Below are 23,687 nucleotides of genomic sequence, written 5' to 3'. Positions count from 1 at the left end.
TTATATCATATGGTAAAGAAGGCTTAATCATCAAAAGCAAATAAGGCTCCCTTTACATGAATAGCAAGATGCTAAAACATTTACGTTTAGCAACCCTTTTCTTCTCTATGTTTTTGGGGATTGTATCTTCTCCTTCGCTATACGCTCTAGCAGCTGGGAACCCTGCAGCCCCTGTATTACCAGGTATTAATCCTGAGCAAAAGGGGTGGTGTGCTTTCCAGCTTTGCAATAGTTATGATCTTTTTGCCGCTCTTGCAGGCAGTTTCAAGTTCGGATTTTATGGTGATTACATCTTCTCAGAAAGTGCTCATATTACTGATGTTCCTGTTATTACTTCAGTAACAACTACAGGTACTGGAACAAACCCTACGATTACCTCTACAACTAAAAATGTGGATTTCGACATCAACAATAGTTCTATAAGCTCAAGTTGTGTTTTTGCAACTATTGCTTTACAGGAAACGTCCCCAGCTTCAGTACCTCTTCTAGACATTGCCTTTACAGCACGTGTAGGAGGTCTAAAACAATATTATCGCCTTCCTCTAAACGCTTATAGAGACTTCACTTCAAATCCTTTAAATGCAGAATCTGAAGTAACAGATGGGCTTATTGAAGTTCAATCTGACTATGGGATTGTTTGGGATCTTAGTCTACAGAAAGTATTATGGAAAGACGGTGTTTCCTTCGTAGGGATTAGTGCGGACTACCGTCATGGCTCAAGCCCCATCAATTATATCATCGTTTATAATAAGGCAAACCCTGAGATTTATTTTGATGCTACTGATGGAAATTTAAACTATAAGGAATGGTCTGCTAGTATAGGAATCTCCACATATCTTAATGATTATGTACTCCCTTATGCATCAGTATCAGTAGGAAATACTTCAAGAAAAGCTCCTTCAGATACCTTCTCAGAACTTGAAAAACAATTTACAAATTTCAAGTTTAAGATTCGCAAAATCACTAACTTCGATAAAATCAATTTCTGCTGCGGAGCTACTTGCTGCCTCGCTGATAACTTCTATTATAGTATAGAGGGTCGCTGGGGCTATCAACGAGCTATTAATATTACTTCAGGATTACAGTTTTAATTTTTAAATCCAGAAATTACTGTGCTATACATACCATTTAATAGCTTCAAAGATGCAGCGATCAAGCTCCATTGTTGCTGCATAGCCTTCAACTCTAAATCCAACATAAGTTGTTGCGTCTGTGCTAAGTCTCCATAATTTTGTATATCAGTAAGCACCGTAGTAAAGAAGTTTAGTAAACCACCTTCTATAACTGCAGTCTTCACATCAATCTTACCATCTACAAGCAAGCTCTCGTTATTCTGTAATGATATGATGGTTAAATCCCCACCAACAATACGATAAGAAGGATCATACTTATCTAAACCGGGAACAAACGTAATTCCCGCTAGATTTATCATGACATCTGTTAATTGCGTTTTTATAATATCTAAAGATTTATTATATCCGTCAATAATACCCTGTATTTGCTTCTTCTGTTCGTCTGTCAGACTTGCATTTGCCTTAACAGAAGTAGAAATTTTAGCTAAAATAGCTTTGGCATTCGTTACGCTAGTGATGTCGGTTCGGCATTGAGAGATCTCATTGTTATACCGCGATAAGATCATCTCATAACCATAAGAGAAGTTCGCTGTGCCGCTAGTTTGAGAAATATAGGATCCTAGGTTATAATTTATAGGGGCTGAGTTAAAACTCTTGATAGCTTCCAAAAGAGGACTAAATAAGTTTTGAGCATATCCGGAGAGATTTAACTCCCTTCCAAGAGCATACAGCGCTTCCTCTTGTGCAGGAATATATTTATCAAGAAGAACGTAAGCAAATGCAGATTGTAGAGGCATCTTATCTGCAATAGGATCTACAGGAGGTGTAACTCCTGGAGTTGCTGTTGAAGCTTGCGGCAGAGCTTTCTCTAAGTACTGATGAAAAATCTTATCTTCCTTCTTACGTGTCTCACGACTACTCTGATCTGCAAGAATGGTTTGTATAATTGCTAACTCTGTACCGGTATTCACAAAGCTCTGCTTCATAGAAGTCATAAATGCCTTCCCTAAATCTAAACTTCTAGCTGCTTTAATGACATCTTTGAAAGCATTAAGATGCCGAGAGAGTTCTGTTACGTCTATGTAATCTACTGTTAATCTTGTAATAGAATGTTGAGGTTCTTGATACGAAGGAGCTACTTGTGTCAGCTGAAGACAGTTTTTTCTCTCTATTCTTGAATTCATAATGGTATTTCCTAAATACTAAGATTTAATTCTTCTCGCTATCTTAGAGACTAGCTGATTTAACAAAGCAAGGGCAGCACTTACGATGGTCCACTCCTGTTGCATAGCTGAAGATTCTAATTGTAAAGCAAGCTGTTGGTTCTGGTTAAATGTTGAGAAATCCTGTTGCGAAGATTCTAAAGCCTGTAAAACCTGCTGCTCTCCACCTGGGATAATTCCATTTTGCCCTCCCTGAACTACAAAACTTTCAAATGTTGCTAACTGGCGCTTCCATTGATCAAAAGGGGCGGAAAATACTTCTGCAGTAAATGCTTCATAAGTCTCATAAGGTTTTTCTACGTTCTTAAAACTCATTCCCGACAAATAACAAATTAAACAGGATAAATTGCGGATCAGATCATCGCTTTGAGATTTGAATGATGTTAAAGTATCTACAAGCTCTCTAACCTGAGACTTCGATAGATCTTTATCTGCCTTAATCTCACCAAGTATCTCATTAATAGTAGTTTTTATATTGTTGCAACGAGTAATGTCTGCTACTGCTCGCTCTTTTTCCCTATTCAAAACACCAATAGCCTTACCAATAGGGTCGACTAGAGCCTGTAAGTTCATCTGCTTCAAGTATATGGTTAAAGAATAATAGACATCAGCAGTCTGGAAAGTTGTAATCTGATTAATGAGTTTATTTAGGTATTTAGCAGCCTTATTTGAATAAGTCATCTGTATCCCTAACGATGCAATCACATTCTGCTGGGTAGGTAAAAACTTATCCAGCATTAATGAAGCATAAACCATCTGCAAAGGCGAAGTATCTACAAAGGTTTTTTTATTCGTCTTCATTGAGTCAAAATACTTCAACTGAGAAGGATCTACAGAACTTTTTTGGTTTTGGAATGTTGCTATCTGCGTATTCCAACCAGAAATCAGAGCCTCTAAGGCTGTAATAGATCTAATAGCAGCATTTTCCACTTGCTGATATAGGTCACGCGACATTAACACGTGAGGGCTTCGCAAAGCTGCTATGGCTTGACTTAAGAAAGTAGGATTGATTTGGTTTACCTGACCATTTTGAAAAATATGAATGTTCCTATACCCACTATTACTATTTATATCGTTAATAAATGAGTCAAACACACCGTCGCTAGTTACATTAAATCCGTTTGCTCGTGCCTGCCAGTAATTTTTTTCTTGATTAAGTACATTAACGTAATCCTGCCTAGATGGAGTCCAATTCCCATAACTTGTGCCAAAAAGAGTTGCGCAGCGCTGATATACATAGATTACCCCAATAAAAGAATCCAGTCTGAATTTAGTTCCTAAACTATCCCACAAAATAGCTATATCGTTTACACCCCTTTGAAAATTAACTATCTGGTCGATAATTTCCTGAGGAAGACTTGTATCCGTATTTCCCAGCATATTCTCAGTAAGCAGACGGTAATTGCCGCTTAAATTTAATAAACTTTGAATGATTCCAGAATCACGAGCATTATACTCTGTACCTGTTAGATAGGCAGTAGGTTGGGGGTCTGACCATATTGGATTTAAAATGTCTTTTAAGATGTTATAAAAATTCCGTAAGTATTGCTGCACCTCCTGAGCTGCAGCAATACTAAGAGAAAGGTCTGCAATCTGTACATTGAGATAATCAGCAACAGGATAGGAAATAACCTGCATGTTGTTATAAATTGTCATTATCTCCTGCCAAAAAGCATGAATTTTGCTTTTAGGAGGAGCATCTGGCTCTTTTAAAGCTTCTACTTCCTTCACAAAATCACCTGGCAAAGCATAGAGTGCCGTATAATCACTATCTGTAGGGGTCGTACTAGTAGCAAACTTAGGTTTGAGATCTTCCAATCGACGCTGATATGCAATTATAATAGCACTTTCTGGGTCCGAGGGATCAACACCTGTATCCGTTGATACAGACTTTAAATAGCCAGCAAATACCTTATCTAGGCCATCAATAAAAATTTTGGCCGTAGCAAAATTGGGATTTTGTATGATTGCCTGCACCTCATTATCGGTGTAGGTCGGCATAGTTCTATCTATCACTCCAGAAGAAACTACTGGATATGATGGTTCTTCCGGTATCTGATCTAAAAATAAGGTTTTGATTTGCGGTGAGGAGGTTTCTGCTTTGAGCTCTTTAACTAAGCCGAGGGCATGCTTTAGTCCTTCTGCCTTATCTTGAAGTTCCTGGAAAAATAAAGCACTGCAAGTCAGCTCTACAACTGATGTATCTACTTTACTACCAGCTAAAGCAGTAGTCACATTACGGGTAAAATTAATATAACTCGGTTGTAGTGTCACGGGACTTATTAGATAATAACAATCAATTATTCCTAATTTTAATTAAAAAATAATTTATAAAAAACAAGAAATAATCTTTATTGAAACTAACTTATAAACAACTAACGAGTTTAATTTATTATTTTGACTCTAATTCTGATTTAATTCGCAACAACTCATCAGTGATCTGTTGTGGACACTCTGCACCAAAGATCTTCAAATAGTCTTGGATATTTTCAACTTCAGTAAGCCAACCACATGTATCCAAAGAGAAAAGATCATGCAAAGCCTGTGCAGTAAGATTCAATCCTTCTAGATTGAACTTCTGAACATCAGGAAGATAACCAATAGGAGTCCGATAAGCAATATCCTGGACACCGTCTACCCTTTGAAATATCCATTCTAGAACACGTAAGTTCTCACTAAATCCTGGCCATAGGAACTCCCCTTGATTATTCTTACGGAACCAATTGACTCCAAAAATTTTAGGAAGTTTAAGATCTGTGTTCTCGGCAAAGGAAAGCCAATGCTGGAAGTAATCACCCATGTTGTATCCACAGAAAGGAAGCATAGCAAAAGGATCGTGACGAAGTTTGCCTAACTCGCCAACAATAGCAGCTGTTGTCGTCGACGACATTCCTGCTCCTATAGTGACTCCATGTTCCCAACTCAAAGCTTCATAAACTAAAGGAATCGTTTCAGAACGACGTCCTCCAAAAATAATTGCCTCTAAAGGAACTCCCTGAGGATTATTCCATTCGGGGTCTAAAGAAGGACACTGACGTAAAGGTGCAGTAAACCGAGAATTCGGATGTGCAGCAGGACTACCGCCAGGATGCCAAGGATTTCCAAGCCAATCTGTTAAGGATGCTGGGACCTGATCCGTTAACCCTTCCCACCAAACATCATTATTTGCAGTCAGTGCTACATTTGTAAAAATCGAATTGGACCTACAAGTACTTAACGCATTCGGATTCGTAAGCTCAGAAGTTCCTGGAGCAACACCAAAAAATCCATACTCTGGATTTACCGCGTATAATCTGCCATCATTACCTGGACGAATCCAAGCAATATCGTCCCCAATACATTCTATCTTCCAACCAGGAAGCTTAGGCATCAACATCGCTAAATTAGTCTTACCACAAGCACTTGGGAAAGAAGCTGAAAAGTATTTCTTCTTTCCTTCAGGATTGGTAACACCAATAATTAACATATGTTCAGCGAGCCAACCCTGCATTTTTGCCATATAAGAGGCTAAGCGAAGAGCAACACACTTCTTCCCAAGCAACGCATTGCCACCATAGCCACTTCCAAAAGACATCACACTACTATCATCTTGAAAATGTACAATTCGCATAGCCTGAGGATTACAAGGCCAAGGAACATCTTTCTCTCCTGGAGATAAAGGTTTCCCTACACTATGTAAGCACTTCAAAAATTTTCCTGAAGTGCCTAAAGAACGCAAAATATCATGCCCCATACGTGTCATGATCTTCATAGAACAAACTACATAAGGAGAATCTGTTAACTCCACACCTACAATAGAAAATGGAGAGTCTAAAGGTCCCATGCAAAATGGAACAATATAAAGCGTCCGTCTCTGCATACATCCACGAAAAAGTTGATGCAATTCTTTACGCATCTCTTGAGGATCTCTCCAGTTATTAGTAGGACCTGCTTCTTTTTGCGTCGGAGTACAAATAAAGGTAAACTGCTCAACACGAGCAACATCATTTGGGGAAGAGCGCACTAAAAAACAATTAGGATGTAAATCGGGATTCAAAGGGATCATAGTTTTTGTACTTTGCATCAAAGTACATAATTCAGCGTACTCCGAATCTGAGCCGTCACAAAGACGTATTTTCTCTGGATTAGTTAACTTAATCACATCACTAATCCATGATTTCAGACCTTCATGGTTAATGTTCTCAAACCATTCCATGACTACACCAAATTCCCTTTGCGTTTTTTAAACTGATCTAAATGCTCTAAAGCTTTACCCGTTCCCAAACAAACGGCTAGCAAAGGATGCGGAGCAGTAATCACAGAAAGCCCAGTATTCTTACTGAGAGCTTTATCTAATCCCTTAATTAAAGCCCCCCCACCTGCTAAAACCATACCACGCTCTACTAAGTCTGCTGAAAGCTCCGGGGGACACTTTTCTAAAGTCAACCGCACACATTCTATAATCTGCTGAATAGGCTCAGCTAAGCATTCTCTAATTTCTACAGAATTAATACGCTTCGTAATAGGCAGCCCTGCAACCTGATCACGACCCCGAACTTCCATTTCTAATTCTTGATCGCCTAAAGGGTATGCTGAACCAATGGTAATTTTGATCTCCTCAGCAGTGCGAGGGCCTATCATTAAATTATATGTACGACGCATGTAGTTAATGATGCACTCATCAAACTCATCCCCAGCAATACGTAAAGAACGAGATTCAACAATTCCTCCTAAAGAAATAATGGCAATCTCTGTAGTTCCTCCACCAATATCAATAATCATGCTCGCTGCGGGTTCATGAACAGGAAGATCTACACCAATAGCGGCAGCCATAGGCTCTTCAATTAAAATAACTTCCTGAGCTCCAGCATGTAATGCAGAATCCTCAACAGCACGCTTTTCAACACCAGTAATCCCAGAAGGAACTGCTATTAAAATTCTTGGGCGAAAAACGCTACGAGAAGGTGTAACACGCTTAATTAAAGCCTTTAACATTCCTTCTGCAATCTCGAAATCAGCAATGACTCCATCTTTCATAGGACGCACTGCCATAATTTTTCTAGGCGTCTTGCCTAACATCGCTTTAGCCTTATGTCCTACTGCAAGAACTGCGTGAGTCTGCGCGTCAACAGCAACTACTGAAGGCTCACTAAGAACAATACCCCGGCCTCGGACATAAACCAAGGTATTTGCAGTTCCTAAATCAATACCTACATTACCAGAAAAAAAATTAAAGACTTTGTCGAAGCGCCCTAAAGCCCTGTTATAAAGGCGATTAGAAAAATTTTTAAGCTTAAACAGATTGCGATGTGGGCTCATAAAATCATATCTGCAACAATTCCAATACTTCTTCCCAAGTTAACTTGGAGACAACCTCATCATCAGAGTTAATCACTTTCTTTACAAGGCTCTTTTTACGGTTTTGTAAAGTAAGAATCTTCTCTTCAATGGTATTCAACGTCACTAATTTATACGAGGAAACAGAACGACTCTGCCCAATACGATGGACTCGGTCAGTAGCTTGGTTCTCTACTGCAGGGTTCCACCACATATCATAGTGAATCACAGTATCAGCACCAACAAGATTTAACCCTGTTCCTCCAGCTTTTAATGAAATCAAAAAGACAAGCAAGCTAGAATCTTCATTAAACTGATTTACTAAGTCCAATCTGTTCTTGGTGGAACCATCTAAATATAGAAAAGGAATACCTTGGGCCTCTAAATCTTTCTTAATAATACCTAACATCTTTGTATACTGGCTAAAGACCACAGTCTTATGCCCAGAATCTACAAGGGAGGAAAGAAGATCCATTAACATATCATACTTTGCTGAATCCCCAGGTTCTGGAGCATCCTTAGCAAAGATAGCTGGATGGCAACAAATTTGTTTTAGTCTAGTTAAAGTCGCTAAAACATGAATATGAATGCGCTCAAAGCCCTCTTGTTTGACCAATCGAGAAAGCTCTTGTTTTGCAGAAGCCGCGTAAGATTGATACAGTTCTCTTTGGGAATCCGTAAGGTGACAGTGATACAGTATTTCAGAGACTGGAGGAAGATCTTTCAATACATCTTCTTTCATACGACGGAGAATAAAGGGTGAGACTTTTTTCTTAAGTGCCACCATATTATCCGCCTTATTACCCATATAGTTTCCGGTACGTATGTATTTTCCAACAAAACGGTCATAGGTACTCAATAAACCAGGCATTAAGAAATCAAAAAGACTCCATAACTCTTCTAAAGAGTTTTCTATCGGTGTACCAGTTAAAATTAAGCGATGATCAGATTGAATCATTTTAACAGATTTTGCATTACGTGTGGTACGATTCTTAATATGATGGGCTTCATCTAAAACAAGATAATCAAAACGAAAGTTCTTATATAACTCGACGTCTTTCTGCAATAAATTATAAGATGTGATCGCTACATCTTGGCAAGATAAAGAAGTTAGTTGCTTACGTCGCTGCGAAGGCACTCCATCAATCACCAAAGTCTTGAATTCAGGATTAAATTTACGAAACTCTTCTTTCCAGTTATAAACTAAAGAAGTAGGACAAACAATCAAGGAACAGCCATCGCCTTTCTCTAACTTACTCTGCGTAACTGCAATAATAGCCTGTAAAGTCTTTCCAAGACCCATGTCATCAGCTAAAATTCCATTGAGATGCATTTTTCTCAAACGCTCTAGCCAATGCACTCCTTCAGTTTGATAATTACGTAAAGTGGCCTGAATTTGTTGAGGAACTTCTTGAAAATCAAATTCTATCTCACCACGGATTTGCTTCTGAATCTCTAGAAGCCTATCAGACATAGAAAAATTCACAGGAAGTCCCTGAAACTGATCTATCGATATTCCTGTTAAACTCCATAAAGGACATTTTTGGGTCAAATCATCTAAAACCTTAAACCCTATTTCGTTAAAGATCTGAACTACAGGAGCAATTTTTTCTAAATCCAAAACTAAAATACAAGGCAACTTCCCTGCAATTACCTTGGCACGACGATTACCCTTAGATTGTTGTCCACCTTTAGGAATCTCTAAAAAGCGTTTTTTAGCGCTAATACAATCCCACAATAAATCTAAAGCTACTCCTTTCAATAAACCATGGACCTTAAGTTCAGCCTCATAATAGTTAATATCACTCCCCTCTCGAAATGACAATTCAAAGATCGTTTCATCATAAACAAATTGATCTGAAAGATTCTGAGGACAGTTAAAGGTAATTCGATGTTGATTTGCGGGGATCGTTTCTGTCATAAACTCAACGATTTTCTTTTCACTCTTCACATGAAAAGCTCCGTCACGTTCATCATAAATAAAGCCTGCAAAGACCTCTTCCAGCATTTTACGTTCTTCAACTAAATTTCTAGCTAAAATTCCCTCATCACTTATAAATGCACGGATATCTTGATACTGCAAATTTAATGATGCTGCAGGAATACGCAAAGACCCATAAAGAAAATGTAGTTTCGCTTCTAATTCACCATCCAAGTAACTCATGTCACAAGTCGCGCGAACCTCGTCTACATAAGGAAGTGTAACAAAAGAATTCAGAAGTCGAACATTAGTAATTTCGGCATACTCCTGAAACACAGGAAGAGCATTCTCACGGAATGAACCAAATAAAGCCTCAGGAATTGCAATATCTCGCAAACGACTGAAAGAACGTAAATGCGCACGCTTGATCTGAGGAGCAAAACGATGATAAACAAAACGGTGGATAATCCCTGGGGCATCAGACTCCAATAACATAGTATGCTCAGGCTGCACCTCATCATCATCAACAACAATGAGAGGGGTCATAAGCAAAGCTTTATATGGCATATCAAAGAAGTCTAAATTGAACTTCATTTTAGCAGGAGTTAATGACCAACACAGCGGTTCTTCAAGATTTCCACAAAATAATCCTGAAAAACTTTCTTTCTCTCCTAAACTTCCTCCTCCACGATCTGCCAATTGATGCTCAAACATCTTAGCAAGAATAACTCCTAAAGCAGGGGGCATCAAATACGCCGATTTTAACAATTTCTCTTCAGTAGTATGATTAGGATAACGGACATAACGAATCAATAAATCAATTAATTTGCGATCCGAAGCATTAAAAGATTGCATGGTGAAGAAAAAACGACGCCCATTTAATACGATCGGTTCTTGATATAGTACCCCTTCTAAAAACGTGCGAATATTAGAAATATAAAAAGGCTTAGAACGACAAGGCAATCTAAGCACTAATTGAAACTCTATAGGCTGATTACTCGGGGCAAATGTTTCTTCATTAGCAGCAACAAAAAGTACAGCAAGTTCAGCAGAATCTTTCTCTAAATACTCTAGAGGAAGAAAAAAAGGGTTCGCGCTTAAAGCATTTGCAGCATGAATATATTCTCTTAAAATCTCTTTTTGATGCTCACGATCCTTACGTTCTTCTTCTTTGGTTGCAGCAGCAACAAAAGTCTCCTGAAGCTCTTTTTTAACTTCTTCATTGATTTCTTGATCCGTTTCTAAATCAGTGCTACGAGAATAAGCTACTACCATCTCATTGAAGTACTGCTCTAGATAGAATAATAAAGCGACAATATGCTGACAGTCGTAATTATAAGAACAATCACAGTTAGAATCTACAGTATCAGATTCTGATCGGTCAACCTCGATCTCGCATTCATAGATGTTTTCATAGAGGCCTCGAATCTGAGCACTGATAGAGACGGTCTCTCCATTCATGGAGAGAATTTTCGCATCAATCACTGCCCCCTGCTCAAAAAGTTCCTTACCATCCTGTAAAATATTGGCTGAAAAATCCCGGCGCAACTTGCGAAAATTAAGCATTTCTCCTCTAAAATGAGAGTGGATAATATAATCTGCTTACTTGTACCTGTTTACCCATGCTAAATCAATGAAAAATTTTATCGAAATATTTCGGAGAAGTAAGAGAGCTATATTTCCATCATGCTAAAAACGCTAGCCATTGCTAAAAACTCTGTAAATATCTAAACTATCTTTTTCTTTGCGGGTGTAGCTCAGTGGTAGAGCGCCACGTTGCCAACGTGAAGGTCGTGAGTTCAAGCCTCATCACCCGCTATTCTTTCCGAATCTAATAAAAAGGGTCGTCTTGTGCCACGCAACCTCTCCAATGAGCAGTTCTCTGTCGATTTAGAAGAATCTCCTGGTTGTATTGTTTCAGCCTTAGTAAAAGTCTCTCCAGAAGTACTGAATAAATTAAATAAGCAGGCTCTTAAAAAAATTAAAAAAGAAGTTGCCCTCCCTGGATTTCGTAAAGGCAAAGCCCCCGACGACATTATTGCCTCCCGATACCCGGCTCCTTTAAGAAAAGAATTAGGAGAGCTATTAACTCAAGATGCCTACCATGCTTTATCTACAGTAGGAGATCGCAGGCCTCTGTCTCCTAAAGCTGTCCGTTCTGCTTCAGTAATTCAACTAGACCTTCAAGAAGGAGGAAAAGTAGAATTCAATTATGAAGCCTTCCCTGTAATTCCAGATATTCCCTGGGGGAATCTTTCTTTACCTGAAGAGGAACCTGTTGCAGAAGTTTCAGATGATGATCTGAAAAAAGGACTCGAAAATATTGCTATGTTTTTTGCCACGAAAACACCTGTCGAGCGCCCCTCTCAGGAAGGTGATTTTCTTTCTATTTCCTTACATGTTTCTAAGGACAACGAGCCAGCTTCTTCAGCAGCTATTTTTGAAAACAAATATTTTAAGCTGTCTGAAGAAGAGATGTCCGATGCTTTTAAAGAGAAGTTCTTGGGAATTCCTCCTGGTCACCAGGTTGTTGAGTCAATTGGTTCTCCTGAAATTCAATCTTTCTTAAGAGGAAACACTCTAACATTCACAGTCAACTCTGTAATAGAAGTTTCTATTCCAGAGATTGATGAGAAAAAAGCCCAACAATTACAAGCAGAATCTCTAGATGATTTGAAAGCAAAACTACGTTTACAACTAGAAAAACAAGCCAAGGATAAACAATGGCATAAACGCTTTTCTGCAGCTGAAGATGCCCTTGCTACGCTTCTAGATTTTGAGCTTCCTACAACTCTTTTTGAAGAACGTGTAACCGTAATCAAAAGAGAAAAACTTCTTAATGCACGTCTAATTCAATATTGTTCTGATGAAGAACTTGAGGCACAAAAATCAGAGCTGATAAAAGAAGCCTCTGAAGATGCTAAAAAAGCGTTGAAATTGCTGTTTTTAACCCATAAAATTTTTGCTGACGCAAAACTCACCATTAGCCGCGAAGAACTACAATACATGATAGATGTATGTTCAAAAGAGCGCTTCGGAGCCCAGCCCCCGAAAGACATTTCCAATGATACCTTACAAGAACTCGTTATGTCAGCTAGAGATCGACTGACCTATAGCAAAGCTATAGAACATGTTCTTCGGAAAGCAGAACAGTTAACAACAACTCCTTCTGCATAAATTTAGGTAGAGGAAAATACTTGACCCAAGAAAGTCTTAAACATAGAATTCGAGATTTTAATGTCTAAGCTTATTGTTAACCTAGACAGCTTAAAAAAGCTTTAGCTATCTTGTTAAAGTCGTTTCATAAGCTAGAGCTTATGACATAAAATGAAAATTATTTGATGAGGAAATGCAAATGACGCTAGTACCCTATGTTGTCGAGGATACGGGCCGTGGTGAAAGGGCCATGGATATTTATTCCCGCCTTCTGAAAGATCGTATTGTAATGATCGGTCAGGAAATCACGGAGCCCCTCGCAAATACAGTAATCGCTCAACTGCTTTTTCTCATGTCTGAGGATCCCAAAAAGGATATTCAAATTTTTATCAACTCCCCAGGAGGCTATATCACGGCAGGATTAGCAATCTATGATACCATTCGTTTCCTAGGTTGTGATGTGAATACTTATTGTATTGGTCAAGCTGCTTCCATGGGAGCTCTCTTGTTATCCGCAGGAACCAAAGGAAAGCGTCATGCCCTGCCGCATAGCCGTATGATGATTCACCAACCCTCAGGAGGGATTATCGGTACATCTGCTGATATCCAATTACAAGCTGCTGAAATTCTAACATTGAAAAAACATTTAGCAAACATTTTGTCCGAATGCACGGGCCAACCTATAGAAAAAATTATAGAAGACTCCGAGCGTGACTTCTTCATGGGAGCTGAAGAAGCGATTTCATATGGACTTATCGATAAAGTGGTAACCTCTGCAAAAGAAACTAATAAAGATACAAGTAGCACTTAGAGAGTGAATATGAATAAAAAAAATCTAACTATTTGTTCATTTTGCGGTCGATCTGAAAAAGATGTAGAAAAGCTGATCGCAGGTCCTTCCGTATATATTTGTGATTACTGTATCAAATTATGCTCCGGGATTTTAGATAAAAAGCCGACTTCTACAGTGTCCTCACCTGCAGTTTCAGAACCCCCTCTGCAGCCTTCGGACCTAAAGGTACTCACTCCCAAAGAGATCAAACAACATATCGATGATTACGTCATCGGTCAGGAAAGAGCAAAAAAAACGATAGCTGTTGCTGTTTATAATCACTATAAGCGTATACGAGCTTTGCTACAAAACAAACATGTCAGCTATGGAAAGTCTAATGTTCTTCTCCTAGGCCCGACGGGATCTGGGAAAACATTGATAGCAAAAACCCTGGCAAAAATTTTAGATGTTCCCTTTACAATTGCAGATGCTACGACCCTAACGGAAGCTGGCTATGTCGGTGAAGATGTAGAGAACATAGTCTTACGATTACTACAAGCTGCTGATTATGATGTAGCTCGTGCAGAACGTGGAATTATCTATATCGACGAAATCGATAAAATCGGTAGGACAACTGCAAATGTCTCTATTACTAGAGACGTTTCCGGAGAAGGAGTCCAACAAGCCTTGCTAAAAATTGTTGAAGGAACTACGGCAAATGTTCCCCCAAAAGGAGGACGTAAGCACCCTAACCAAGAGTATATCCGTGTTAATACTGAAAATATCTTGTTTATCGTAGGAGGAGCGTTCGTAAATCTGGATAAGATTATCGCTAAACGATTGGGGAAAACAACAATAGGTTTTTCTGACGATCAAGCAGATCTATCTCAGAAAAATCGAGATCACCTACTTGCTAAGGTTGAAACCGAAGACCTCATTGCGTTTGGTATGATTCCCGAATTTGTAGGAAGATTTAACTGTATTGTAAATTGTGAAGAGCTCTCCCTAGATGAGCTTGTTGCTATCCTTACAGAACCTACAAATGCTATTGTAAAACAATACGTAGAGCTATTTGCAGAAGAAAACGTTAAGTTAGTGTTCAAAAAAGAAGCTCTATATGCTATAGCAAAAAAAGCAAAGCAAGCAAAAACAGGAGCGCGTGCTCTGGGTATGATTTTAGAAAATCTGCTTAGAGACCTTATGTTTGAAATTCCTTCAGATCCTACAGTAGAAGCTATTCATATTCAAGAAGACACTATCGCAGAAAACAAAGCGCCAATAATTATCAGAAGGACCCCAGAAGCTATAGCATAACTTTATTTCCTTCACAATTTTCAGGGTGTGATGACAACAATTGCCGTAGAAGCTGCAAAAAAAGTTCTTACAAAGTTACGTAATGCAGGGTATCAGGCATATTTTGTTGGCGGTTGTGTTAGAGATATGCTCATGAATAGGCCTCTTGAGGATATCGACATAGCTACTAATGCTTCACCAACTATTGTCTCTACAATTTTCTCCGATGTTATTAGTATTGGCGTTTCTTTTGGTATTATCGTAGTAAAGCAAGACGGGCGCCTATTTGAAGTAGCTACATTTCGATCTGATGGAGAATATAAAGACGGACGTCATCCCGACCAAATCATATTCTCTTCTATACGAGAAGATGCCCTCCGAAGAGATTTCACCGTTAACGGAATGTATTACGATCCTTTCGAAGATAAGGTTTTTGATTTTGTGGAAGGAGCTCGTGATATTGAAAAGAGAGTTATTCGCGCTATAGGCCACCCCCGTTTAAGGTTCTCAGAAGACAAACTTCGTATTTTGCGTGCTGTACGCTTTTCTTCTACTTTAGGCTTTACCATAGACCCTGCCACAGAACGTGCCATTATCAAAGAAGCCCCAACATTGGTTAAGGCTGTGTCTCCAGAACGTATCTGGCAAGAATTAAAAAAAATGCTTAAAAGAGATCCCTATGTAGCCTTGTCTCTCTTGATTAAGCTAAAAATTTTAATGTTTATTTTCCCCGAGCTTAAAGACATCCCTTACAGTCTTCTAAGAACCACTACCGAATTTGCTCGCAAGTTAAACCCAACTCATTTTCCTGAAATACTCTTTTTATTACCCTTATTTCAAGGAGTAACTGAAGAAGCAGCAACAGTAGCGTTCGGAAGATTACGCGTTTCTAATAAAGAATTAAAATTCATAGAGTCTTGGTATCAAGTACTCCCTCATTTCCAAAACCAGTCTAGTAATCGTGTATTTTGGGCTCATTTTCTAGCCTCTTCAACAGCTCCTCTATTTCTTGAACTCTTCTCAGCTTTACAAAAAGATCCTTGTAGGCAGCAGCACTTTATCTCTCGAGTACAAGAACTTGAAGCCCGATTAGAACAGTTTATACTAAGAATAAAAACATCATCTCCTGTCGTTTCCGCTCCTGATTTGATTGCCAAGGGCATTGCCCCCGGAAGACTCCTCGGTGACCTACTCAAAGAAGCAGAGACTCTATCTATAGAAAATGAATGTCTCGACAAAGAAAAAATTTTGTTACTTCTACAAGAAAAAGGATTTTGGAAATAAGTTAATTTAAACAAAGTCTTTCCTTTACAACCCAAATACATTTATCTCTTTAGGTTTAATTTTTTAACTCCTATTATTTTCTGTGTAATTACTCAGAAACAACCAGAGACTGTTATGCTACGAATAGCCATCCTAGGAAGACCCAATGTAGGGAAGTCATCTCTTTTCAATCGGCTATGTAAGCGTTCCTTAGCAATTGTAAATTCTCAAGAAGGAACGACTCGGGACCGTCTATACGGAGAGATGCATACTCTTGGCGTCCCTGCTCAGATAATCGACACGGGAGGTGTCGATCAAAACTCCGAAGATTATTTTCAAAAGCATATCTATAAGCAAGCCTTGGCTGGTGCTCAGGAAGCCGATATCCTATTACTGGTGATTGACATTCGCTGCGGCATAACAGAAGAAGATGCCCGCCTAGCACACCTGCTTCTTCCCTTAAAAAAACCTTTGATCTTAGTAGCAAACAAAGCAGATAGCCGCGAGGATGAACTACAAATTCATGAGATCTATAAATTGGGAATTCCTTCTATTGTAACCACATCAACAGCTCATGATAAACATATCGATATACTGCTTGAAAAAATTAAGTCAGTAGCACCCAATTTACCAGAAACATCTCCTGACGAACAAGCAGAAGACGATATAAACCCTATGATTAATGATCAAGAAACCGAATTTTCTGACTTTTCCGAAGTATTTACTGAGGGTTTTTCTCTTGAAGAGCCAATAACTGCTCAAGCTCCTCAACATCATCATCATAAGACTCTCAAGATCGCCCTAATTGGCCGTCCTAATGTAGGAAAATCTTCTATTATCAATAGTCTCCTCAATGAAGAACGCTGCATTACTGATAACACTCCTGGAACTACACGTGATAATATCGACATTCTGTATGCTCATAAGGATCGTCAATACCTTTTTATTGATACCGCTGGTTTGAGGAAAATGAAGAGTGTCAAGAATTCCATAGAGTGGATTTCTTCATCTCGAACTGAGAAAGCTATTTCTCGTGCTGATATTTGTCTTCTTGTTATTGATGCAACACAAAAACTTTCTTCTTATGAAAAACGAATCCTTTCTTTGATTGCAAAACGAAAAAAACCGCATATCATATTAGTCAACAAATGGGACTTGCTGGATGGTGTACGGATGGAACACTACTGCAAAGATCTACGATCCACTGATCCCTATTTAGGACAAGCTAAGATCCTTTGTATTTCTGCCACTACTAAACGCAATCTTAAAAATATCTTTTCTACCATTGATGAGCTACATCACATTGTATCAAATAAAGTTCCTACACCGCTCGTAAATAAAACTCTTGCTTCTGCATTGCATCGGAATCACCCTCAAGTGATTCAAGGGCGAAGACTGAGAATTTATTATGCGATTCAAAAAACTACAACTCCTCTCCAATTTCTATTATTTATAAATGCAAAATCACTATTAACCAAACATTACGAGTATTACTTAAAAAACACATTAAAATCTTCATTTAATTTATATGGAATACCGTTTGATTTAGAATTTAAAGAAAAACCGAAAAGAAAGAATTAATTTGTTAAAAAATGATTCGAATCATATTAGAATAAAATAAAATGCAAATTAATTATTTCTCGGAGATTTAAAGTCATGAACTATGACCAATACGATACACCGGATCCACATCAAGATCAAATTTTTGAAAATTTACTCTGTAACTCTGAAGAAGCGATTTCCTTAGATAAATATCAAGAAACTGGAGTCTATGTCGAAGAAAACGCAGACCAAGGCGATCTTCTTATTGTTCTTGGTGAATCGGTTTTCAAAGACACTATACACCAATTCTACTTAAACGATGATAATTACGCCTATACAAGATATTATATCAAAAATGCCTGGAAACCTTGGTCTAATATTCCCCTAACTACAATTTCAGAACATTCTTATGACTGTGATAATCTTCTAGGAACACAATCTCTGCTTACTACAAATGTAAATACGTTGCTCAATGCTCCAGCAGAGTTCTTGCTCAATACAGAAAACCATAATCATATTCTTCTCTCTATAGCAAGTCATACAACAGATCACTATGTCCAGTTTTTGATTGCTCACAATCGCAGACAATTCTGGATCCGTTACTATAACGACGAAACGTGGTCAGAGTGGACACAATTTATTTAAGAGTAAAGCAACGAAACTAATCCATAAAATAAATAGTATCTAGAGGGAAGCTATCCCTCTAGGTTTCCTAATCTTGATCTTCAGAATCTGTAACTATGGTTAGCTCTAAAGGACCATAATTAACATTACTTTGGAAAGATGTCGCTACTGTAGGAATAACATTTTCTAACCGGTTATCTGGTTCTACAGTCAGTTCAAGACGGAAAAGATGACGCGCGATCATAATGCGAATATCGCGAATTAAACTCTCAAATAATAGGAAGGACTCGTGTTTAAATTCTAACAAGGGATCTTTCTGCCCTACAGTACGTAAGCCAACTTCACTACGCAGTAAGTCCATATCGACAAGATGAATACGCCACTGCTCATCAATGTGCATAATCATCACAGAACGAACTACATCTCCACAAATACTCAGTGCATCTATTTCTTCGCCTGCAGTATTCTTCAATTCTTTAATCATATGTTCAAAACGTGCTTGGAACTCGTCAATAAGGTCGACTGCAAGCTTTTCAGCAATAGAGTCTATATCTTTAAGTTTCCTCAGCTCTTGTATATCCAAAGCAATAGGGAAAGAATAGTTCATCCATTCTTTAAGATTTGGAGAAGTCCATCCTTGAAGCTGACGATCACTGATAATTAATGATGCAACTATAAGAGAAACATGGCACAAAATCTCTTTAGCCAAATCAAAGACATTGTCAGCATGTAAGACGTCATAACGAAAAGCATAAATCGCCTGTCTTTGCTTATTCATTACATCATCATACTCTAGGGTATGCTTACGAATCGTATAATTTCTTCCTTCTACACGTTTTTGTGCTGTTTCTATGAGTTTATTAAACATAGGATCCGACATGGCCTCTCCTTCAGGAGGACGGAAATGACGAATTAAAGCATTCAATTTAGGAGAAGCAAAAAGTCGCATGAGACGATCTTCAAAAGATAAAAAGAATTTTGCAGCTCCAGGGTCTCCTAAACGAGCGCAACGTCCTCGTAATTGTCTGTCAATACGACGAGATTGATGACGTGTGGTGCCAATCACATGTAGACCACCGACAATCACAGATTCATTATCGAGTTTAATGTCTGTTCCTCGACCTGCCATATTTGTAGCTACGGTCACAGCCCCTAATTTACCAGCTCCTGCTATAATTTCCGCTTCTTGAGCGTGATTCTTAGCATTTAATACAGTATGCTCTATGCGGTTCTGGCGTAAAATCCGAGAAAGTTTCTCAGAAACTTCTACTGATTCTGTCCCTACAAGAATAGGATTGCCTTTCTGATGGACACTAACAATCTCATTAACAATAGCATGATACTTTTCACGCTCTGTCATATAAAATTCATCATTGTGATCTATACGTAAACAAGGCTTAAATGTGGGAACTTGTAATACGTATAAATTATAAATTTCCTTAAACTCTCGAGACTCTGTAATTGCTGTTCCGGTCATGCCAGCAAGTTTCTCATAGAGACGGAAGAAATTTTGTAGAGTAACAGTAGCAAGAGTCTGAGACTCCTTACGGATAGTAACGTGTTCTTTTGCTTCAATAGCTTGATGTAGTCCTTCAGAAAAGCGTCGTCCAGGCTGAGGACGCCCTGTGTGCTCATCGATAATCACAATCTGATCTTCACGGACAATATAATCGACATCACGCTCCATAAGTAGTTGCGCCCGTAATAACTGTCTTAAGCCATGAGCACGAGACTTTCTTAAAGCATCTTCTTCAGAAACTGCGATTTTTTTATTAATTTTCTCATTAGGCGATAGGGTCTCATCGCTTTCTATAAGAGCGTATTCATGCCCCATATCCATCATAATAAAGTCTTCAGTAGAACCATCAGCATATTCTACCCATTGCTGCATGCCTTTATCTGTGAGTTCAAAATCATTATTGTGCTCATCAACGATAATGTAGAGCTCTGCAAGTCGCGCTAAACCTTCCTCTTTATTCTGCTCAGCATGATAATAAACATCCCATTTATCAATCATAGCACGGAGATCAGGATGCTCACGAACACGACGTAAAACACGATTCAGTGGCATACCCTTGCTTACCAACCAAAGGCTACGACAAAACTCAGAAATGGCCTCAAGGACTTTTTTATCTTTTGGAAGAATATCAGCATTTAAAAAGCTATCTAAACCGCGTCGCGCTTCTAAAGCAATACGACTACACAGCTCTTTTTGTAAATAGACAAGATTTGCGACTTTTTCTTTGAGTTCAAAATATACAGGATTATGTTTCTCTCCAGGACCTGATATAATTAAGGGCGTTCTAGCTTCATCTATCAATATCGAGTCAACTTCATCAATGATAGCAAAATAAAATCCTCTCCCCACCTGCTCTTCTATACGGGTGGCTATAGAATTGTCTCTCAAATAATCAAAACCAAATTCAGATGCTGTACCATAAACAACGTCACATTGATAGATTTGCTTTCGTTTTTCTAAAAGAGTGCCCGAAACTAAAACCCCAGTTGTAAGTCCTAGCCAACGTAATACCGACCCCACCCACTCGCAATCTCGTTGGGCAAGATAGTCATTTACTGTCACCAAATGAACTGGCTTGCCTGTCAAGGCATTTAAATACAGAGGCATAACTGCGGTGAGAGTTTTACCCTCTCCTGTCTGCATCTCAGTAATAAACCCCTTATGCATAGCAATAGCACCTAAAATCTGAACATCATAAGGCACCATATCCCATCTTTGATGGTAGCCAGACACTTCGACTGGGGTGCCTGCTAACCGTCGGCAAACATTTTTCACTACACCATAAGCTTCAGGAAGCAGAGCATCGAGAGACTCACCGTCCCGATAACGCTGTTTTAATTCCGTTGTCTTATTGCGTAATTCGTCATCAGATAAAGGAGTGAGCATTTCATCATAAATGTTCACCTTATCCACAAGTTTTTGAAATTTTTTTAAAGTACGCTCTTGAGAGGAACCAAAGAAGCGCTTAAGAAAAGCTAACATATATCGTTTAATTCACTGTAATTACTAGAATACCATCTTTTACGAGAACATTTCTCAACACCATACTCGATTTTACTTAATAAAACGAATAAAAGTTCCCAACAGATTAATTTCTGCGTTTTCTTACTCGAAGGGAACGACGATTTCTTTATCCAGACTATAAAAAATTTAATATATCGCGGGTTAAGCAGCAAGCAGAGCATCTACTTCCACAATATGATGGTCATCGAGAGGTAGTTTCTTACGTAAAATTCGTAAAATTTGCGAACGTCGTTGCTTTTCTTGCAAAGATGTATCTTGTAAAGAAAGAAAAGATTGAATTTCATAAGCTGTATCAAAATTCCCGCAGCGCGCTTCGCATGCACTTAATAATTCCAGTGTTTCAGAACTATGATCCAATTGGACAGCCTTTTTTGCATATACCAACCCTTCTTTTGAAGAAAGTATGGTTGCATATCCGACTCCACAAAGCCAAGCTAAAGCCTTACATGCTGTTAAGCAGTCAGGAAAATTTTTAATTATATTACAGTAAACGCGTTCCGCATCTTTATACTTACGTAATCGACATAAGCTAAATCCATAGCCTAGCGCACATTTATAGTCCGTAGCAAATGTAGAAGAACGTAATGCCAAATCCCAACAACGCTCGGCTAGTGTATAGTCTCTTTGATCCATAGCCGCCAAAGCTGCATACTTCATCAACAAAGCATCACCACGAGACCAGAGATCACTGCTTTGATAGATAAGTAATGCTTTCCCGGGTCTTCCTAATTTTTGTTCACAAAGTCCAATATTCAATAAAGCCTCTTCCTTGTAGAGAGAACTTGAAAGAAGTTTACGGAATAATTTGCCAGCCTGCGTATAGTTGGAAGTAATGCGATACGCTTGTGCTAAATTATAGGTTACCTCAATAGGGCAGGCATCCAAAGCCTGGGCACGATTATAAAAATCTATAGCATCCTGATAGCGCTTTGAAGTGAAATAAATATGACCCATAGTTATAAAGGTCTCTTGATGAGATAAGGGAGAAATCCAAGGCTCGATCAAACTACAGGCGGCATCCAAATACCCTAAGTGGACAAGAGCTGAAGCATACTTTGCTGCATCCTCTTCTTCAAAAAGCTCCTGAGGAACTGCCGCAAATGCTTGTGAAGATTCTTTAAACGCTCCATATCTGTACGCTTTGTAGGCAATTTCTAAGAAAAAATAAGGTCCACTTAATCGCAATTTTTGTGCTTCAGCAAGCAGTCTTTCAGATTCCTCAAAACGTTGCATTTTGCGCAGGATGCGCATATATTCAAATAAACACTGCCGTCGGTAGAATCGTTTTTTTAAGATAGGTAGGAGCTGCTGCTCTGCAAGCCCCCATTCTTTGAGTTCCATACTTAGGCGAACTTCTCGCATAACTTGCGTAGCATAGCGACGAAAATGAACAAAGCGATAATAACCTTTAACAACTAGCGCTATTACTAAACTTGCAGCTAGAGCCCACAAGATGACTAACCACATAATTCGCCATTTTTGACTTTTCTCTCTCTTTGCAATACCAAAAAAAATCTTTAAAGTCTCTAATTTTCTTCTCTCTGAGATCTGCCTAAAGACTGCCCCATAAGACAACGTGTTTCAAATCCCATTCGCGAATTCTTTAAAAGGTCACTATCAAAGCGTATTACATTGGGCAAAAAGAGCAAGATTACTGTAGAACCACCAAACTGAAAAAAGCCTTTTTCAGCACCTTTAGTATAGGTTTTGTTGGGGAGGAATGTTTGTACAATAGAGCTAACATTGAGAGCTCCAACTTCCAAATAAAGTATATTCCCGAACTGTTCTGTTTCAAGGACAGTAACGGTTCGTTTATTTTCACAAAACAAAATAAAATTATCTTTAACAGCCAAAGGATGGACAGAAAAAAGGGCTCCATTCAAACAACGAGTCTTTTGTGGAATACAATCACAAGGAAAATGAAAGCGGTGATAATCAAAGGGAGCAAGTCGAGCAAAAACAATACTACCGTGAGCATACAGTTTTGTTAAATTATGATCCCCCAATAGCTTCGGCAATGAAAATGATTTAGATTTCACAATAAACTTATCGAATTCTGAGAGATTAGGATAAACGAGATAACGTCCATCCACAGGAGTAATGCAGACCTCATTACCATCAATAATGGGACGAGATTCCGGCTTTAAGTTTCGTGTAAAAAAATCATTGAATGAAGTAAACGCAGAAACAGGTTTTGTTAATTCTTTTTCTGAAATTTTATATCGAGTCATAAAAGGGCGAATTTGCCAACGCGTCCAAGAACGCCTTTGAATCCAACCATAAATGCGAGAAAATACAGGATGTGTTGATAAAAATATTGAAAGCCTTTTTCCTAACTTAGAATTGTATAGGAACAACATGGTTTTTTCATAAAATATCGGCTCAACTACTTTTTTGTTGGTGAGCCGATCAATGTATTGGAGTTTCTGCACAAAACCTCTGGAATTACTAAAAAGAAATT

15 protein-coding genes and 1 tRNA gene are annotated in these 23,687 nt (G+C 38.5%); 8 read left to right on the top strand and 8 right to left on the bottom strand.

All coding sequences use genetic code 11. From position 1 onward, the window contains the following. Positions 1-56 precede the first annotated feature (56 nt). Entirely contained in the window at positions 57-1,091 is a 1,035-nt protein-coding gene (locus C834KP_RS04110) for a hypothetical protein (RefSeq protein WP_108896903.1), read from the top strand. On the opposite strand, the gene C834KP_RS04105 is transcribed toward C834KP_RS04110, so the two are convergent. The 5 genes from C834KP_RS04105 to C834KP_RS04085 form a co-directional block, all read right to left on the bottom strand. After that, positions 1,088-2,257 (bottom strand): CT620/CT621 family type III secretion system effector, encoded by a 1,170-nt coding sequence (locus C834KP_RS04105; RefSeq protein ID WP_108896902.1) that lies wholly within the window; start codon positions 2,255-2,257, stop codon positions 1,088-1,090. The genes C834KP_RS04110 and C834KP_RS04105 overlap by 4 nt on opposite strands. A gap of 18 nt (positions 2,258-2,275) precedes the next feature. After that, positions 2,276-4,570 carry a CT620/CT621 family type III secretion system effector gene (locus C834KP_RS04100; protein WP_108896901.1) on the bottom strand — a complete coding sequence of 765 codons (2,295 nt, stop codon included), beginning with the start codon at positions 4,568-4,570 and terminating at the stop codon, positions 2,276-2,278. Positions 4,571-4,688: 118 nt separating this feature from the next. Further along, entirely contained in the window at positions 4,689-6,491 is a 1,803-nt protein-coding gene (locus C834KP_RS04095) for a phosphoenolpyruvate carboxykinase (GTP) (protein ID WP_108896900.1), read from the bottom strand. A 2-nt stretch (positions 6,492-6,493) separates the two neighbouring features. Then, positions 6,494-7,594, bottom strand: a complete 1,101-nt coding sequence (locus tag C834KP_RS04090) for a rod shape-determining protein (protein WP_010883485.1) — start codon at positions 7,592-7,594, stop codon at positions 6,494-6,496. Positions 7,595-7,598: 4 nt separating this feature from the next. Then, positions 7,599-11,099, bottom strand: coding sequence for a DEAD/DEAH box helicase (locus C834KP_RS04085; RefSeq protein ID WP_108896899.1), 3,501 nt, complete (start codon positions 11,097-11,099; stop codon positions 7,599-7,601). Positions 11,100-11,279: 180 nt separating this feature from the next. Between C834KP_RS04085 and C834KP_RS04080 the strand changes: the two genes are divergently transcribed. The 7 genes from C834KP_RS04080 (at position 11,280) to C834KP_RS04050 (ending at position 18,204) form a co-directional block, all read left to right on the top strand. Further along, a tRNA-Gly gene (locus tag C834KP_RS04080) sits at positions 11,280-11,351 on the top strand. A gap of 33 nt (positions 11,352-11,384) precedes the next feature. After that, positions 11,385-12,710: a trigger factor gene (gene tig / locus C834KP_RS04075; RefSeq protein ID WP_108896898.1), complete on the top strand. Its 1,326-nt coding sequence runs from the start codon at positions 11,385-11,387 to the stop codon at positions 12,708-12,710. 178 nt (positions 12,711-12,888) lie between these two features. Next, positions 12,889-13,500, top strand: coding sequence for an ATP-dependent Clp protease proteolytic subunit (locus C834KP_RS04070; RefSeq protein ID WP_108896897.1), 612 nt, complete (start codon positions 12,889-12,891; stop codon positions 13,498-13,500). A 9-nt stretch (positions 13,501-13,509) separates the two neighbouring features. Further along, positions 13,510-14,775: an ATP-dependent Clp protease ATP-binding subunit ClpX gene (gene clpX / locus C834KP_RS04065; protein WP_108896896.1), complete on the top strand. Its 1,266-nt coding sequence runs from the start codon at positions 13,510-13,512 to the stop codon at positions 14,773-14,775. Positions 14,776-14,805: 30 nt separating this feature from the next. Continuing rightward, positions 14,806-16,038 (top strand): CCA tRNA nucleotidyltransferase, encoded by a 1,233-nt coding sequence (locus C834KP_RS04060; protein ID WP_108896895.1) that lies wholly within the window; start codon positions 14,806-14,808, stop codon positions 16,036-16,038. Between the two features lie 114 nt (positions 16,039-16,152). Then, positions 16,153-17,598: a ribosome biogenesis GTPase Der gene (gene der / locus C834KP_RS04055; protein WP_108896894.1), complete on the top strand. Its 1,446-nt coding sequence runs from the start codon at positions 16,153-16,155 to the stop codon at positions 17,596-17,598. Positions 17,599-17,673: 75 nt separating this feature from the next. Further along, a complete protein-coding gene (locus C834KP_RS04050; RefSeq protein WP_108896893.1) occupies positions 17,674-18,204 on the top strand; it encodes a pyocin knob domain-containing protein in 531 nt (176 codons plus the stop codon). Between the two features lie 67 nt (positions 18,205-18,271). Here the strand turns inward: C834KP_RS04050 and secA are convergent, their stop codons facing one another. The 3 genes from secA to C834KP_RS04035 all read right to left on the bottom strand — a co-directional run bounded on the left by secA (position 18,272) and on the right by C834KP_RS04035 (position 23,658). Beyond that, the gene (gene secA, locus C834KP_RS04045) at positions 18,272-21,184 is read right to left on the bottom strand and encodes a preprotein translocase subunit SecA (RefSeq protein WP_108896892.1); all 2,913 of its coding nucleotides are present in this window, start codon (positions 21,182-21,184) and stop codon (positions 18,272-18,274) included. A gap of 183 nt (positions 21,185-21,367) precedes the next feature. Continuing rightward, positions 21,368-22,693, bottom strand: a complete 1,326-nt coding sequence (locus tag C834KP_RS04040; protein WP_108896891.1) for a tetratricopeptide repeat protein — start codon at positions 22,691-22,693, stop codon at positions 21,368-21,370. Positions 22,694-22,752: 59 nt separating this feature from the next. Then, positions 22,753-23,658, bottom strand: a complete 906-nt coding sequence (locus C834KP_RS04035) for a phosphatidylserine decarboxylase (protein ID WP_108896890.1) — start codon at positions 23,656-23,658, stop codon at positions 22,753-22,755. Positions 23,659-23,687 lie beyond the last annotated feature (29 nt).

The sequence above is a fragment of the Chlamydia serpentis genome, assembly GCF_900239945.1.
In the GTDB taxonomy this organism is placed as follows: domain Bacteria; phylum Chlamydiota; class Chlamydiia; order Chlamydiales; family Chlamydiaceae; genus Chlamydia; species Chlamydia serpentis.
Note: the sequence above shows the minus strand (reverse complement) of the source record. Positions and strands in the feature narration are given on the sequence as shown.